Annotated in this window: 12 protein-coding genes; 3 read left to right on the top strand and 9 right to left on the bottom strand. The window is 34.5% G+C overall.

Translation table 11 applies throughout. The features are described 5' to 3' along the window. Positions 1-116: 116 nt before the first annotated feature. On the bottom strand, positions 117-3,125 hold the full coding sequence (locus Q5Y73_RS07300; protein ID WP_305991201.1) for a hypothetical protein: 3,009 nt from the start codon (positions 3,123-3,125) through the stop codon (positions 117-119). A 1,247-nt stretch (positions 3,126-4,372) separates the two neighbouring features. Here Q5Y73_RS07300 and Q5Y73_RS07295 point away from each other — a divergent pair. Together Q5Y73_RS07295 and Q5Y73_RS07290 are read left to right on the top strand one after the other, a co-directional pair. After that, the gene (locus tag Q5Y73_RS07295; RefSeq protein ID WP_305991200.1) at positions 4,373-5,005 is read left to right on the top strand and encodes a LysE family translocator; all 633 of its coding nucleotides are present in this window, start codon (positions 4,373-4,375) and stop codon (positions 5,003-5,005) included. 56 nt (positions 5,006-5,061) lie between these two features. Continuing rightward, positions 5,062-5,601, top strand: a complete 540-nt coding sequence (locus tag Q5Y73_RS07290) for a hypothetical protein (RefSeq protein ID WP_305991199.1) — start codon at positions 5,062-5,064, stop codon at positions 5,599-5,601. Positions 5,602-5,929: 328 nt separating this feature from the next. On the opposite strand, the gene gyrA is transcribed toward Q5Y73_RS07290, so the two are convergent. From gyrA to Q5Y73_RS07250, 8 genes are all read right to left on the bottom strand, one after another. After that, complete coding sequence (gyrA, locus tag Q5Y73_RS07285; protein ID WP_305991198.1) at positions 5,930-8,374, bottom strand: DNA gyrase subunit A; 2,445 nt, start codon at positions 8,372-8,374, stop codon at positions 5,930-5,932. A gap of 10 nt (positions 8,375-8,384) precedes the next feature. Further along, complete coding sequence (parE, locus tag Q5Y73_RS07280) at positions 8,385-10,358, bottom strand: DNA topoisomerase IV subunit B (protein WP_305991630.1); 1,974 nt, start codon at positions 10,356-10,358, stop codon at positions 8,385-8,387. Between the two features lie 279 nt (positions 10,359-10,637). Next, positions 10,638-11,630: an ABC transporter permease gene (locus tag Q5Y73_RS07275; RefSeq protein ID WP_305991197.1), complete on the bottom strand. Its 993-nt coding sequence runs from the start codon at positions 11,628-11,630 to the stop codon at positions 10,638-10,640. After that, a complete protein-coding gene (locus Q5Y73_RS07270; protein WP_305991196.1) occupies positions 11,623-12,579 on the bottom strand; it encodes an ABC transporter ATP-binding protein in 957 nt (318 codons plus the stop codon). Before Q5Y73_RS07270 ends, Q5Y73_RS07275 begins: the two co-directional genes overlap by 8 nt. A gap of 28 nt (positions 12,580-12,607) precedes the next feature. Beyond that, a complete protein-coding gene (locus Q5Y73_RS07265; RefSeq protein WP_305991195.1) occupies positions 12,608-13,387 on the bottom strand; it encodes a GDSL-type esterase/lipase family protein in 780 nt (259 codons plus the stop codon). 193 nt (positions 13,388-13,580) lie between these two features. Further along, positions 13,581-14,282, bottom strand: coding sequence for an ABC transporter ATP-binding protein (locus Q5Y73_RS07260; protein WP_305991194.1), 702 nt, complete (start codon positions 14,280-14,282; stop codon positions 13,581-13,583). 1 nt (position 14,283) lies between these two features. Continuing rightward, the gene (locus Q5Y73_RS07255; RefSeq protein WP_305991193.1) at positions 14,284-14,652 is read right to left on the bottom strand and encodes a GntR family transcriptional regulator; all 369 of its coding nucleotides are present in this window, start codon (positions 14,650-14,652) and stop codon (positions 14,284-14,286) included. Positions 14,653-14,655: 3 nt separating this feature from the next. Then, positions 14,656-15,471, bottom strand: a complete 816-nt coding sequence (locus Q5Y73_RS07250; protein WP_305991192.1) for a hypothetical protein — start codon at positions 15,469-15,471, stop codon at positions 14,656-14,658. A gap of 183 nt (positions 15,472-15,654) precedes the next feature. On the opposite strand from Q5Y73_RS07250, the gene Q5Y73_RS07245 reads away from it, so the two are divergent. Beyond that, the gene (locus Q5Y73_RS07245) at positions 15,655-16,635 is read left to right on the top strand and encodes a right-handed parallel beta-helix repeat-containing protein (protein ID WP_305991191.1); all 981 of its coding nucleotides are present in this window, start codon (positions 15,655-15,657) and stop codon (positions 16,633-16,635) included. The last annotated feature ends 7 nt before the right edge of the window (positions 16,636-16,642 follow it).

Raw genomic sequence — 16,642 nt, 5'->3', positions numbered from 1 at the left:
AGAAGAGGGAGTCTTACAGCATGAGAACGTGATAAATCACGATCTGCTACTGTACTAAAAGAAAAAAACAGCATTCAATAATAATGGAATGCTGTTTTTTATTATGTTTCTTATGATTAGTTTTCTATAAGGCTAGCACCAAAAGCATAAACAGAATTTGTAGTTTCATTATAGCCCCCAGGCCAAACCACTACAGTGACCTTATCACTTCTCTCTGTAAATTCCTGCGATACTTCGAAATACTGCCATTCGGTAGTTACATCTACTTTAACTCCATTCGACTCGCTAAAATCAGCATTTTGAACTTTAATATTTGCTTTATGAGGCTCATCAGCTCTTAACCAAATTCCAAATGTATATGTTTTATCTTTAGGATTTAAAGATAAATTTTGATATATTGAAGAATTCATGTTAGTTGGCGTAAGCTCTTGAAATGGATAACTTCCTTCAGAAGTAGCAACAACACCATCGATATCTTGAATCTCTACCCCTCCATTATACCAGCTAGAAAAAGAGAAATCGTTTGGTGAATCTAACAATTGTAAATCATTAGGTACATTTAAGACTTCTACTCCTTTATTTTCATACTGATCATCATCATTATGGGTCTCATCTCCAGGCGTTTCATATACTTTTAATGAGGATGTGGAATTATCTCCAATATTGTTGTCTATTAAAAAGCGATCATGGCTTGTGAAAGTACTTTTTCTACCTTCATAGTTATTATGCTGATACAGTTCGACGGTGACATCTCCAATTAATACAATCGCTGATAATTTATCATTCGGAAATGGAAGGTCATCATCAATATTATTGTAATTTCCGATCCCTGCCTTAGCATTGGTTTTTCTCCAATTATCATTCGTAAATAAGTGAACACCTTTTCCTTTTAATACCTTCATAGAAGAGGCTGCGTTGTTACCTACTAAAAAATCTGACAAGTCTTTCGTTCCTGATTTAAAGGCGCTCACTGAATTTTGTTCTTGATACGTACAACCTGGATAACAAACATCATAGCCTTCAACAAAATCAGCATGATCATATAATATTGCTCCGTAATTCCCTACAATTTTAAGAGAGGACAATTCATTATTCGGGAAATTCACATCACTCATTTGATCGTATTCAGTATATGAGCTGCTAGTCTGCACACGATTATATCCCCCTTTATAATTTTTACCTCTAAATAAATATATCCCGTCTTCTTTTTCCCTTACTTTTAAAGAGGATACTTTATCATTTCCTATATCTTTATCTCCAAGATTTGGAACATCGCTAAAGAAAGTTTGATTCACGTTGTCATCCAAATCATTATTCAACCCGGTATCTCTATAAAGGTGCGTTAAGTAATCTCCAACCATCATTACAGATGACAGTACATTATTACTCATGCCCACATCTGTAATATTATCATAGTTACCCGAGTCAACTCTCACACAATTTCCTTTGTAATCCTTTTTAGAATAAAGATATACACCATCTTCAAATGAAATGTTTTCGTTTACAATGTTAGAAGGCTGTGATTCTAGAGATTCCCCATTATACAATACTTCTTTTACAACAAAAAACTTATTGTTCGAACCAAGTGACAGCTTATCCCTTAATTCAGGAGACAAATTAAAGCTCACTTGATCTCCTTCAAATTTGCCAATCATATAAGTTGATCCATTTGTAGGATTTTCATGCCACAATTGATAATATACTCTTTCACCAAACGCAGCTCCGTTATCCTCCCAAGTGAATGTAAAAGAGCACGAATTCATATCTGGTTCATTTAAATGTATTGAATTAATGGGTAATATAACACTTACCTCATCACTTAAATCTGAAACCAAGTCCATTTTGTTATGTTGTACTGTATTACTTCCATATGTTTGATCAATTTCAATGTAGGAAGCAACTTGATATTCACTTTCCTTATTCGGTTTAATGCCATAATCTTGCCAACTTGTTTCGTTTTTTCCAGAAATCCTTGTTAAAACTTCGCCATCTTTTAGAATGTAGTAACCAGAAACTCGGCCATCATCAACTTCATTCCAACCTATTTCTACAGATCCATCGTTAGTTAATGCAGTTACAGTTATTCCTGATGGTATTTCAATTGGTTCTGCATGATTTTCTCCAAATGCAACTGCTAGCTGCTCCTCAACGAATTGCTGAGGCACAACGGAAACTTCTTCATTTCTACCATATACTAGGTTGTCGAATGCAATATTTTCTACGTAGCTTTTTTTCTTTAACACAAGACCTAGCCAATTGATATCATTTAAAAATACATCATCTAATTCATGGAAGGTACCTGAGGTAGTATAGTTCATTTTCAAACGAGATTGTAATTGATACACACCCCAATCATATTCACCATAAAGGTGAGGGATGTTTCTTCCGAAAGTTGCACTTCTCGTTTGGGAATCACTGGTAGTTATATTTCTGCTCCAGCCAGTGGAGGTTGATTCCGATTGGGATATTTCAAATGTAAAAGAGGTAGATGCAGACAAACCATCCAATTCAAATCCAAGTGTAGTCGTATTTGACCCTTTAAAACCTGTAGTTAAACTCACATCTTGCTGCTGTCCCTTGGTTAAACCATAACTTACACTATAGGAAAAAGTATCTTGTGCTGCAGTTCGACTCCCAGCATTCTTCTCCAACCATTCTTCAACTTCAACTGTTACTCCTCTAGCAAAATAAGAATCTTTATTCATCATTAATGTAATATTCGAAACACCTGAAGCAAATTCATGGACAATGGTATCTGGTGTTGTTCGATAAATTCCAATAAATGTGTCTAGGTTAGGGTCCCATTCATCTAACTTGTCATTTAACTTAGTAAGGGGTTCACCCGCCAATTGACTTTCGTAATAATCCCTATTGTTGACCGTTAATAACACTGGCACAAAATCTTCTGGGTCTAATCCTTTATAAATCGTTCTGTTATTATACGTGTCATCTGGCAAATGAGAATTCGTATTTGATGGAAAGTGGAGTTCAGGGATGACTCCACTCCAGGTACTATCTGTTATAACTCTACTTTTTGTTTGAGTATTCCCCATTGAAGGAAGTACGATAGAAAAAAACATCACAAAAACTAGTAAACTATTAAACCATCTTTTTCTCATTTTCATAGTCTCACTCCTATTATAATCATATGAACTCACTTATCATTGTGTACATTCTGACTGAATTAGAAGCAATCTATCACTTACCTATATGACTAACATGACGAAACCTATAATTTAGTTGGTTCACCCACCTCTTTCTATTAACAAAAGCTCCTACCAAAGTTGCTCGAAGTAGAGTCGACTCCTTGAAACCTCCTTTACACTATTTCATGAAGAGATAAATTGATTTTTGTTAATATATTTTATAACTATATATGTAAAGAGATCCTCAATAAAAATCTGTCTAAATATTCAGGGATTATATTTAAACGATCATTTGATTTGAGTGAATCTCGGGTCTTAGAAGTTTTAGATATTTAAACTAGAATACGTTAGTTAATTATAACTAACGTATTCTTTATGTTATATTAAATTGGAATATATTTCAACCTATTTGTTTCATTTAAAATAAGTAGATATGAATGAACTTAATGAAATACTCAATGTAATTTCAGTCATAGTATTCGTACTATTTTTAAGATTATTAACATGTTTCAATTTGATTTATGTTGTTTTTATGAAATACAAAAAATTACGGTTATCAGTATCTAGTTTGCAGCACATACAAATATAGTAAGTCTAGCATATACTAATAAAATAGGAGGTGATTTTTATGTTTTTTTCTGGAATTTTAAGTGGATTTAGAAGCATTATTAGTAGAGATCCATTACCTTATAGAACAAATATAGTCATAATAGTAATGCTACTTCTTCTTGTTGTGGTTGTGTAAATAGAAATTTCGTGTAAATGGATACGCATGCGCTATCTGTTACAGGTCAGAATACATGAATATTGTTGAGAATGAGATCTTTTTTTAAAGTTAAACAGAAAGCGTCTTCAGATCATTTTTTTCTCTACATGATGGACGAGTCGAACAAGGAGAAATTCTAAAAAGAAGCCATTCTAAGAGAAATAGAATGAGAATCCGCATATATTATAGTTTTTTAATTAAAGTATACAAGCTCTTGTCTTTTTCATATGACAAGAGCTTGTTTACTTCATGTAAAGGGGCTGTACCCACAAAAAACATTATTTGATTTCGAATAAAATCAATAATGTTACCGTTTAACTCATTGAAAAACCTTCCCATCATAATTCTCTCTACTCGAGAAATACCTTTATTTAACTATTATTTTCATTGACTACTATTATATCCTAATATATGATTAAACAGATATTTCGAACTATTCATGTTTAGAAAGGGGACTTTTATGGTTAGTTTCGCAAATTTGTTAGCTTTTTCATTGATATCACTAGGTATTGTATGTTCTCCAGGACCTAACATGATTTATCTTATTTCTCGTTCTATTACTCAAGGACGTGCTGCAGGAATCATCTCTCTTTTAGGTGTTATGCTTGGCTTTGTGATTTACTTATTTGCAACATTAGTCGGACTTGCTTCATTATTTAATGCAGTTCCCTTTATTTATGAATTAGTCAAATGGGCAGGAGTTGCTTACTTACTCTGGCTTGCCTGGAATTCATTTCATTCAAAGACTTCAATCCTAACTCCGCAAACTCTCTCTGTTGAACCCCCGAAAAAATTGTTTCTAATGGGCTTTATGACTAATTTACTAAATCCGAAAATTGCAATTTTATATGTATCTTTACTTCCTCAATTTCAAGATCCAGCACAAGGTTCATTGCTTCTTCAAGGTGCTGCTCTAGGCCTTACACAACTTATAATTAGTTTTATAGTTAATCTATTCATTGTACTAACGGCTAGTACAATATCTACATGGTTTTCAACACGCCCGACATGGCAAAAGATTCAACGTTGGTTCATGGGTAGTGTGCTGACTGGTTTAGCTGGACACCTTGCTTTTGAACGCGTAGGCAAATAATAGTTGTTGTTCGAAATAAACATACCAATCATATGGTGTATTAAAGGAGGAGACAAATGAGAACATTGTCGTGGTTAAGCATTATTATCATAGTAGGAGTTGCGTTTGTTCCACTTTACATATTCACATTTATATTCAGTGGTTTTTCATATATGGTAATCTCCGATGTGCCGGCCGATCGATCATGGAAAATATCTTGGATCTACTATGGGATCTTATTTTCCATCATTCCCTATTACACAATAGGATCAATACTATCTTTTATCAAAAATAAAAATAAACATGTGCTTGCAATTGTATCATTGTTCACTATATTTATTGTTGAAAAAGTGGGATTTGTATTATTCGGACTTTTAGTTGCAAAAGGATTTCCAACAAGCTGGTATGGTGAGGACTTCCCAAATGCTGGATTTAGATTACTTAGTGAAGAATTTCCATTTTATAGCCAACCTATTGTTTATTATTACATTATTATAGGAACTATTGTTGGTTATATGTTTCTATATGCTGGGTTGCACTTTCAAAAATCAAAGTTGTATAAAAAATATGGAGAAAAAATTCTTAAAAAAGCTCAACACCGAATGAAAAAAATATAGAAGAAAAATGGTAGGTTTTCATCCATCTTTTAGAATTAAGGTCTTATTTCACCAATTTCTATTCAAATATAGGAATCCTTCTTAGATAAGGCTATTTTTTTCTCTATTTTTTGGTTTTTAAACTGAAACGAAAGAATAAGATACTTATTTTCCTATTTCTAATTTTTATAAAAAGCATGATGAAGCCAGATACCATTCAAGCCCCTCAGACATGTCGTCGATTCTTAGTTATAAAAAACAAAAACTGCCCTGAGTCATATTGGACTTCAGGACAGTTATATCATATAGCGACTTATTTATTAAAATCAACTCATTTTAATGAATATCTTTAAATCTTTGACAATTTTACAACTTCTAATACCTGTTCTTCCTTTGTCACAGACACGAGCTGTTTTCCTGTAGATTTTCGTTCTTGAATCGGTGCAGCTTGTGTTGAAAATTGTTGAACCTCTCCGCTGCTTAATATCGCAGTCAAATCCATGGGCTCTTTAATTAAACATCCATACATTAATTGATATCCATTTGATCTTACACGTTTTCCGGTTTTAAATTCGAAACTGATTACACCTTTTCCTCCACGTCCTTGAATCATGTAATCTGAAACCAAGGTGCTTTTTCCATATCCACGTTCAGACAGGACAAAAATCTCACCTGAATCATTGTCATTGATCCAAGCAGCTGCAATGACTTCATCCAGTTCTTTTAACTGAATTCCTTTAACACCTGCTGAAACCCGACCCATGGACTTCACTTCATTTTCTCTAAACCGAATGCTCATTCCAAGCTTAGTCACCAGCAGTAGATCGCCCGTCTTGTCACTTAATTGCACATCGACAATTTGATCTTCATGATTTAATTTACATGCCACGATTCCTATGGAACGTTTCGTTGCATAATCTTTTAACAAACTCCGCTTCACTTGTCCATTTTTTGTTACGAATACAATGGATTTGCCTTCTTCTTCAAAATCTTTGACAGGGATAACATTTACGATTTGATCCTCTTTGTCAATCGGAATCACATTTACAATCGCAGTCCCATTATCCTTCCATTTATACTCTGGGATTTGATGAACAGGCAGCATATAGTACTGTCCACTCTTTGTGAAGATAAGGAGGTTCTGAATGGTATTTACTTCTCTAATAAAGCGAACCATATCCCCTTCTTTTAGACCTGTAGTTTCTAACTCGCCACCAGAACGTGTAAAAGATAATAAGCTGCTGCGTTTTATATATCCTTCTTTGGATACTGTAACAAGTACGTCCTCTGGTGTTACCATAACCTCTAGGTTTACTTCTAATTTTTCAACTTCTTCTTGTATGTCTGATCTGCGTTCAATCGCATACTTCTTAGAGATTTCTGTTAATTCTTTTTTAATAACATTCATTAATTTCTTTGGACTTCCTAGAATCGCAGTCAGTTTAGCAATAATTTTGTTCACTTCTACTAAGTCTTTTTCCAAAGAAGTGATCTCTAAGTTTGTTAAACGATACAACTGCAATGTTAAAATGGCATCTGCTTGTCTTTCTGTGAATTCAAACTTAGCAACTAAATTCTGTTGAGCATCCTGACGGTTTTTAGACGCTTTAATCGTTTCTATAACATCATCTAGAATATTTAATGCTTTCACAAGACCTTCAAGAACATGCGCTTTATCCTGAGCTTTTTTCAAATCATATTGTGATCTGTTAGTCACAACCTCTTTTTGATGCTCTATATAAGCCTCAAGGATCGGTTTTAAACCTAATTGCTTTGGTGCTTTATTTACAATGGCAACCATATTAAAATTATAGTTAATTTGTAAGTCTGTTTTTTTGAGCAAATAAGCTAAAATTCCTTCTGCATTTGCCTCTTTTTTAAGTTCAACTACAATTCTGAGTCCATCTCGTCCACTTTCATCACGAACTTCAGCAATACCTTCTACTTTTTTCTCTAATCGGATATTTTCCATCGCAGTAACTAAACGAGATTTTACAACCTGATAAGGAATTTCGGTAATAACAATTTGCTGTTTACCACCCTTCAAGTCTTCAATGTTTGTCTTCGATCTAAGGAATATTTTTCCTTTTCCATTTGTGTAAGCGTCCTTAAGACCTTTCTCTCCCATGATGATTCCACCAGTTGGAAAGTCTGGACCTTTCATTTTTTTCATTAAATCTTCTAATGTTAAATTTGGTTGATCAATTAAGTCGATACAAGCTTCAATAACTTCACCTAAATTATGAGGAGGTATTTCAGTCGCAAAACCAGAAGAAATACCACTTACCCCGTTCACTAACAAGTTGGGAAAACGAGAAGGCAGTACTACGGGCTCTTTCATTGTATTGTCAAAATTGTCTTTGAATAATACTGTATCCTTTTCAATATCTCGCAACAGTTCAATTGCAATAGAAGATAAACGTGCTTCCGTATAACGCATAGCTGCTGGTGGATCATCATCCATGGAGCCCCAGTTTCCATGTCCATCAACTAAAACATGACCCATCTTCCACGATTGCGCCATACGCACCATTCCATCATAAATAGAAGAATCACCATGAGGATGATAATTCCCCATCACATCCCCTACGGTTTTAGCAGATTTGCGATATGGCTTGTCCGAATGATTACCTGCTTCATACATCGCATAAAGAATGCGTCGCTGCACCGGCTTTAAACCATCCCGAACGTCTGGAATGGCACGGTCTTGAATGATATATTTTGAATATCTACCGAACCTGTCTCCTACCACTTCCTCAAGAAAAGCAGGTAAAAACTGTTCAACTTGGCTCATGTTATCCCCTCTATTCATCAAACTTCGTAAAGTCTACATTTTCAATAATCCATCTTTTTCTTGGGTCTACCTTATCCCCCATCAAAGTGGATACTCTTTTTTCCGCCATAGCGGCATCTTCAATTTGTACCTGCAATAATGTTCTTAAGGCTGGATCCATCGTTGTTTCCCATAGTTGATCAGGATTCATCTCACCTAAACCTTTATATCTTTGCAGTTCTACATTTTTTCCGTATTCCTTTATTGTGTCTTGCAACTGTTCTTCAGTCCAAGCATATTTCATAAAGGTCTTTCTTCCCTTTTTAGTCACTTTAAATAAAGGAGGTTGTGCGATATAAACTTTCCCTGCATCAACAAGTGGTTTCATATATCTATAAAAGAATGTAAGCAGCAATACTTGAATATGTGCTCCATCCGTATCTGCATCCGTCATAATAATAATTTTGCTATAATTGCATTCTTCTAATTCAAAATCAGGTCCTACACCAGCACCTATCGCCGCTATAATGGCTCTGTACTCTTCATTTTTCAGTATATCTGCAAGTTTTGCTTTTTCTGGATTCATAGGTTTCCCTTTTAAAGGTAAAATAGCTTGATGTTTTGAATCTCTACCTTGTTTTGCAGAACCTCCCGCGGAGTCCCCCTCCACGATAAAAATTTCATTACGTGAATAATCCTTGGATTGTGCAGGAGTTAACTTTCCACCTAAATTAGAGCTTTGGCTTCTTCCTTTTTTTCCAGAACGAACATCTTCCCGCGCTTTTCTTGCTGCAGCTCTTGCCTTGGCAGCTTGAACAGATTTTTTGATCAGCAATTGAGAAACCTTGGGATTTTCCTCAAGAAAAACCGCAATGTTTTCCGCTACAACCGCATCTGTTGCACTTCTTGCAGAGCTGCTTCCTAGTTGATCCTTCGTTTGACCTACGAATTCAACTTCACCCATCTTAATGTTTATAACAACCATTAATCCTTCACGAAGATCCGAACCTTCTAGGTTTTTATCTTTTTCCTTTAGTAAAGCAGATTTTCGAGCATATTCATTCATGATCCTAGTATATGCTGTTTTAAAACCCGTTTCATGCGTTCCTCCACCACGTGTAGGAATGGAATTCACATATGATGCAATCGTCTCTGTAAATCCATCGTTATATTGAATGGCAATCTCAATTTCGATATCATCCTTTTCTCCATGAAAATGAATGACATCATGCAAAACAGATTTGTTTTCATTTAAATATTCAACAAATTGTTTTGCTCCGCCATTGTAATCATAAGAAACATCTTCATTTGTACGTTCATCTTTTAAGTTTATTTTCAACCCTGAATTTAGAAATGCAATTTCTTGCAGCCGTTCAGCTAATGTATCGTATTGAATGTGAGTTCCGCTTTTAAAAACTTTTTGATCGGGTTTAAAGGTGATTTTTGTACCTGTCCTACGTGTATTACCTACTACTTCTAATTTTGTTACAGGCTCTCCAACATGTTCTGTTCCATCTTTGTCCACCCAATATTCATATCGCTGTTTATGTATTTTTCCATCACGGTATATTTCAACTTCCAACCATTCAGATAATGCGTTGGTTACAGATGCACCTACTCCATGAAGTCCGCCAGATTTTTTATAACCTGAGCCTCCAAATTTTCCACCTGCGTGTAGAATTGTAAATACAACCTGAGGGGTTGGAATACCTGTTTTGTGCATGTCTGTTGGAATGCCTCGCCCATAGTCAAAAACAGTAATGGATTCGTCTTTATGTATAGTAATATCTATTTGATCACAAAATTTTGCAAGATGTTCATCAACCGCATTATCCACGATTTCCCAAACCAAATGATGCAAACCTGAATTTCCAGTGTTTCCTATATACATTCCAGGTCTTTTACGGACGGCAACCAACCCTTCCAATACTTGTATATCATCCGCACCATATTCAGTTTGTTGTTTTTCTTTTGGCTTCGAAAATAAATCGATTTGATCCAAAATTTGTCGCCTCCTTGCCAATTACTTCAAACGCTATTTAGCATTATACCATGAAATTCATTTTTTTGTTGAATCGGGACAAAAACTCTAAGGTTGACAAGCCTTCAGGTATAGACTTAAAGATAATTGTCTTTAAACGATAAAGTGAGAAAAAAACAAGAAGATATACCAGATCATCGGTGAACTGGTTTTGACGTCAATCACATAAATCAGTTATTATCTGACCTACATTGCAAACGTCTTTATCTCGCTTGTTTTTTAGGTTTTTTATACTAATAGTTGTTAATTTAATATATCACGTTTCATAAATACAACAAAAGAAACGAAAATTGATAATAGAGCCCAAACACTTAAATTAATAAGAGAAAATGAGAGGGTTAGACCTTCAATTGGTGGTACTGAACCTGACAAATAAGAAACAGTTTGTAAGTTGACCATGAAAAAGTATTTCGCATTTTCCCAAGATGAAACCATATTGGTTAAAATGGTGCCGGCAATTAAAGTAGCCAACATAATCCCCATTCCAGCTGCAATACTTCTGACTAATACAGATATCATCATTGCTAAACAAGCTACAACTAAGGAAGAAAACCAAGCAAGTCCTAGTTCCATCACAAGAAATTGCCATTGGGGAATGCTATTAATGTTATTTAAATTCAAATCAGATCCAATCACTTCAAAGCCAGTTAAAACGGGCTGCATCCAGCCATTGAAGCCAAATACAATGCCTGAAATGAGATAACTCATGATAGCTAACAATAGAACTGTAATTGAAACATATATTGTTAGGGCAATATATTTACTTAATAATATCTTCCACCTTTTTATAGGTCTAGTTAATAACAATTTTAACGTTCCAGCAGAATGCTCCCCAGACACTAAATCTGCAGCAATAACCAGCACCAATAAAGGCAGAAACAAACCGACTGAATTCGCAACAAACTGATTCGTGAAAGTCACCCCATTTGGAGAATTAGGGTCTATATTTTGATCCAAATGAAGCTGCAAACGTTGAATTTCAACCGTGTACCATCGCTTCCATTCTTCTTGCATTCTAGGACTGCCAACACGATTCTCATAATCTTGAATTTGTTGCTGAACTACAATTCGCCAGTCTTCCGTTCCCATTTGTTTCTGAACATTTAAAGCAACTCGAAGCTGTGCATATGTAAAAATAGGAATTAATACGGCTAATATAAGCACAATGACAATAAATCTTCTTTTCTTCCATATTTTCAGCACTTCGTTACGCACCAAAGGGTATATTTTAATCAATTCTCTCACCCTCCGTTAAGGTTAAAAACATATCTTCCAAGGATGGCTTTCTGACTTCAATATTTGTAACTTGGATACCTGCTTTAACCATTTGTTCATTTACTAGAGGAATATCTTCTACATTCATTAATGTTGGTACAATATTAGAAGAAGTTACAGTCTCAAATTCGAAATCATCTAGCTGTGTTAATTCTATAGATTGAAATGATTGCAATATTTTTTTTCCTTGCTCAACAGGAGAGACCCCCCATAATACTGTTGAGCTAGATTGTTCAAGAAGTTCATCTACATTTCCAACGGCAATCACTTCTCCTTTTCTAATAATCGCTACACGATCACACATTAATTGAATTTCACTTAATAAGTGGCTAGATATAAATAAGCTTAAACCCTCTTTTGCTAAATTCCTTATAAATATCCGAAGCTCTTTTATCCCTTGAGGATCAAGCCCATTTGTAGGTTCATCAAGAATTAGAAGTTTAGGTTTTCCCAGCAATGCTTGAGCGATTCCTAACCGTTGTCTCATTCCTAGTGAATACGTTTTGACTTTATCATGAATACGTTGATCCATTCCAACAATTTCAACAACCTCTTGAATTCTTTGCTGCGATATATTCGGAAGCATTGCTGCGAAATGTTCAAGGTTTTCCCATCCTGTTAAGTATGTATAAAGTTCTGGATTCTCCACAATACACCCAACATGTTTTAAAGCCTCATCGTGTTCTGTCTGCACATTTTTCCCACAAACATGAATTGATCCCTCAGTTGGGCTGATTAAATCTACCAGCATTCTTATCGTTGTCGTTTTTCCCGACCCATTTGGTCCTAAAAAACCAAAAATTTGACCTTCATAAATATCAAATGAGATGTCGTTAATAATCCACTTTTTTTTAATTTTTTTCTTTAAATGTTTAACAGATAAAACAGGTATTTCTTCTTTTAATCCCATTAACTGAACCCCCTATCATGAGAAATGATTATTGCAGCACGTTGACAATTCGTTCTCCGATCCTCTTATAACCCTCTTCATTTGGATGATACACATCTGAAGACAAGAAACTTTTAGTATTTTTATAAAATAAATCAGAAGTTGGGACAAACATCACTTGTTTGTATGCTGTGGTCATTTTGAAAACCTCATGATTCCACTCCTGTACGAATAAAGCCACTTCTCCATTCTCATCAATTTCTGAAAAAGGATTATACAAGCCAACATAAACGATATCTGCTTCAGCATTTAGAGCATTTAACTCAGCAAAAACTTTACTAATATTAGCAAGCGCATCCTTCATCAGTTGTTCAGATGTCTGTAGGTCAAGCTCATTACCTGGAGAAAACATATCATTTCCTCCTATGGTCATTAAAATAAGATTGGATTCTTTTATAGCCGTCCGAACTCCACTTTGAGTTGTTATAAAATCCAGTAGCTGTTCCGTTGTGTAACCATCCACTGCAAAAGGACGAAGGTATACAGGCTTGTCTTTATTTTCCTCAAGCAGATTTCTCACAACCCCCACATATCCATTGTTGGTTTTGTCTCCTGTTCCTTTTGTTAATGAGTCCCCCAAAGATAAAATAATAATTTCATCAGCACTTGGGGCAATTTCTTCTTCAATTTCAGCTTCAGGTTCAGTTAAATTTGATCCATTTGGATAAACCACGGTTTGAATGGCATTCACAAAACCATAAATAAATATTGAGGTTGTAATTATAGCTACGATTAAAATTGAAGACCACAATAAACGCGACGATTTCAAAAGCTTCTAACCTCCTTATATCAATGTAAAATCGTAAGTAAGTATGTTATTTTATCTTACTAATTCTTTATTTCTTTTGCAAATGCAGGGCATACAAATAAGCCTTCATTATTCAGTGAAGGCTTATATTGTCTTTTTTTCATATGAAGTGGGGATGGTTTACATCCTCATTTCATCATCTATAACAGTATAATCATGCAGGAGCGTTCTCATACACATTCTTCAACCACTCTACCACACTCATTTGCTCTTGCTCATGAAGCTTCTCAACACTTTTTGTATCTATAATTTGACCATTTCTAATTACAACAATCATATCTAGAAGAGCCTCTACCTCTTGAATTTCATGTGTTGTAATTATGACAGTTTGTTTCTCCAAATCGATATAAGATAGGAGTCCCTTAACAACAGACTCTCTTACCATAGGGTCTAACCCAGAAAAAGGTTCATCCAAAATGATATACGGTACATCACGCGCTAGTGACAATACGATTTTTAACCGCCCTCGATTCCCTTTGGATAAGTTTTTCACCTTTTGTGAAGGCTCTAACTTCATAAACTTCATAATTTGGTTTGCTTTCTCTAAATCAAAGTCTTTATATTGTGTTGCAAAGAAGTCCATCGTTTGTTTCACAGTGTACATCGCATAATAAGCATCTAGTTCTGACAAATAAGTGACGATTTCACTGACCCTTCGGTTTGTTTGAATATCATTTACTTTCACAAAGCCTTTTGTTGGACGAATTAATCCAGCTATCAATTTCAGCATCGTTGATTTTCCACTGCCATTTTCTCCAATAATACCGATGATTTTCCCCTTAGGCAGCTCAATATTGATATCTTTTAAAGCTTTTTGTGTAATATACGTTTTTGAAACATTTTCAAAAGTAATCAAGTTATTGTCCCTCCTTTACAATGTATTCTTGTAATCCCTTTACCATCTCATTTTTGCTAAATCCCATTTCTCCCATCTGTTGGATAAACCTTGTGATATGTTCAGTTTTCAGTTGATCTCTTAATTGTTCTAATTTCCCTTCATCTTCCGTTACAAAAGTTCCCTGACCTCTTCTTGTTTCCACAATATTCATCCTTTCTAATTCACTGTACGTGCGTTGTACAGTATTTGGATTTACACCGGATTCAACAGCCATCTCACGAACTGATTTTAACTTTTCCCCTGCATGCAGTTCTCTCCGTACAATCTTATGATTAATTCGTTCTGCTAATTGCATATATATCGGTTTTGTTGCCTGAAAGTCCTCCATTTTTTACACCTCAACCTTCTTTTCAATCATCCATGCTGATAATACAAATAAAACAGCAAATATTAAAACGTTAAACACATAAAGTCCAACGAAGTCTTCACCTTGATCTACATCCATAACATTACTTTCTACAAAATTTAATGCTTCAAATGAAGGGAATTCAATGTTGATCTCCCCTCTAAGAACTAAATTGTTGTATATATCTGTGGCTTGAAAATTAGACATCCCCCAAATGAATAAAATCATTACAATTAAAATGACTAATAAACTCCATTTTCCAATTCTACTTTTAAATACATGGTACAACACCCAGAAAAATAAAATCGCACTTCCTATAACCAAAGAAGCAAAGATAATGTTCGTAGAGGCATACATAATTAATTTTGTTAAATCTCCAATGTGAGGTCCTAACTCCGATAGAATCGGAAGAAAATACATGAAAAATAGAAAAAATGAGAAAATGAGAGAAATGATTAGAGCAATTAATCCATTTACTACCTTACTACCTAATAAGACATATGCAGATTGTGGATTATGAAGCCACAAATGCAATTGTTTTCCCTCTTTTCTTAAACTCATAAAAACGTAAAAGCTTATAAACAACACATGTAATCCTATTGCAATTGCAAGTGGTATCAATTTAATAAAATCATTTTCATTCATCACCCAATTCAAACTTGGATTATTCAAAAATCCAATTTCTTTTATATGCAGATACCACCCTAACCCAAATGCCAATAAATCAAGCATCAAAAAAACCAAAAACCTATTTTTCATTAACAAAAAGTCTTTTTTCAATAATCCCATCCAAGAATCCATAATCATCCTCCTTTAATATAAATAATACTTCTTTGTTTTAGTGTTCTAGTTAGATAATACACTGATACATATGAATTGTCAACTTTTCACTAAAAAAAATCTCCTTCTCCTCAAACACCCATTTTTCTTACCTTTTTGATTAAAGTGAATATAATAAATTATTATCAAAGAGGAGGGTCCACGATGATCATTCATGTACCTCAGGATAAAGTCACAATTACTGACGCTGTCAAAGCTGCATCTGAAGGGGATACTATCTGTATTGCTGCAGGTTCTTTTAACGAAGCAATAAATATCGGCGTGGACAAAAATCGAATTCGAATCATTGGAGCTGGGATAGGAAAAACAATCGTAGATGGCTCAAATCTTGGATTAAATAAAGATGGATTTAACATCCAAGGTTCTAACTTCATTACAATTGAAAATTTAACGGTACAAAATTTCAGCCGATTTGGGTTATTCATTCAGAAGAATGATAATACCATTCACCATATTAAAACAATTGAAAATGAATTAGATGGGGTTTGTATTGAAAGTGATGCATTGCACAATGTAGTGACACAATGTGAGGCGGAAGGAAATAATAGAGATGGGATGCTTGTCCTTGGAAATCATAACTTCATTATGAAGTGCAAAATGAAAAACAACCTAGATTGTGGGCTTAATTTTCAAGGGAAATACAATCTAGCATTTAACAATATGACATCAGGGAACCGCTTTGATGGTTTTTTATCTGACAGTGTATATAATACATTTTTATATAACACCTCTTCTAAAAATGGAGAGGATGGATTTGATACTGAGAAAAGTTCTAACTTTTTATTTTGGAATAAAGCACTGCAAAATGAAGATGATGGAATCGAAGCAGATTCAAATTCATTGCTCCTAGGAAATGAGAGTAAGTTTAATAAGGAAAACGGAATCATGATATTCTCCTCTAAAGAAAAAGCAACTAAGAGTCGCATCATTCATAATGTAGTCACTAACAACAATAATGGAGTGAAACTTGAGGGGAATGAAAATATAGTTGACAAGAATACAATCAGAAGTAGTGAAGAGGCAGGCATTAACATTTTAGATGATGATAATGCCATACGCTCCAATCATTTTCATCAAAATAAAGAAAATATTCGAAACAAAGGTGATAGGAATACAGTTGATTAAACAGCTT

This window comes from Chengkuizengella axinellae (assembly GCF_030730905.1).
In the GTDB taxonomy this organism is placed as follows: Bacteria; Bacillota; Bacilli; order Paenibacillales; family KCTC-33759; genus Chengkuizengella; species Chengkuizengella axinellae.
This window is presented reverse-complemented; position numbering and strand designations above follow the sequence as displayed.

Excerpts from the sequence above, each read along its gene's own strand:
- Q5Y73_RS07295 (WP_305991200.1), top strand. The coding sequence starts at position 4,373 with ATGGTTAGTTTCGCAAATTTGTTAGCTTTTTCATTGATATCACTAGGT.
- Q5Y73_RS07270 (WP_305991196.1), bottom strand. The coding sequence starts at position 12,579 with ATGGGATTAAAAGAAGAAATACCTGTTTTATCTGTTAAACATTTAAAG.
- Q5Y73_RS07300 (WP_305991201.1), bottom strand. The coding sequence starts at position 3,125 with ATGAAAATGAGAAAAAGATGGTTTAATAGTTTACTAGTTTTTGTGATG.
- Q5Y73_RS07255 (WP_305991193.1), bottom strand. The coding sequence starts at position 14,652 with ATGGAGGACTTTCAGGCAACAAAACCGATATATATGCAATTAGCAGAA.
- Q5Y73_RS07245 (WP_305991191.1), top strand. The coding sequence starts at position 15,655 with ATGATCATTCATGTACCTCAGGATAAAGTCACAATTACTGACGCTGTC.
- Q5Y73_RS07250 (WP_305991192.1), bottom strand. The coding sequence starts at position 15,471 with ATGGATTCTTGGATGGGATTATTGAAAAAAGACTTTTTGTTAATGAAA.
- Q5Y73_RS07290 (WP_305991199.1), top strand. The coding sequence starts at position 5,062 with ATGAGAACATTGTCGTGGTTAAGCATTATTATCATAGTAGGAGTTGCG.
- gyrA (WP_305991198.1), bottom strand. The coding sequence starts at position 8,374 with ATGAGCCAAGTTGAACAGTTTTTACCTGCTTTTCTTGAGGAAGTGGTA.